This is a genomic window from Pseudomonas sp. 65/3-MNA-CIBAN-0223, from assembly GCF_040310425.1.
GTDB classification, from domain to species: Bacteria; Pseudomonadota; Gammaproteobacteria; order Pseudomonadales; family Pseudomonadaceae; genus Aquipseudomonas; species Aquipseudomonas gregormendelii.
The window spans coordinates 1-258 of the sequence record NZ_JBEOPV010000226.1 but is presented as its reverse complement, the minus strand read 5'-3'; the positions used below and the strand labels follow the sequence as shown (position 1 = coordinate 258).

Below are 258 nucleotides of genomic sequence, written 5' to 3'. Positions count from 1 at the left end.
ATCTTGGGCGTAGTCAGCTTCTTGAGTCGTATGCGAGAACAGCTTTACGGTTGATATGTTGGTATAACTATCGACAATACGGCCGGTCATTGTTGAACGAGCATCGGCTTGTTCTGTCGATATTGCTTTCAGCTTTGGAACGAGTTTCCATTGAATCAACACGTAAGCCGCTAACCAAACGAGCATGGGTAACATTAAACGAACGTCAGCAGTGGCAATCATGACCAACATCGAGGTGAAATACACCAAAATGTACAT

General features: G+C 44.2%; 1 protein-coding gene. It reads right to left on the bottom strand.

Features of this window, described 5'->3' with window-relative positions:
• Positions 1-258, bottom strand: a 258-nt coding sequence (locus AAEZ09_RS28670) for an ABC transporter transmembrane domain-containing protein (RefSeq protein ID WP_350601727.1), incomplete at its 3' end; no start/stop codon positions are given.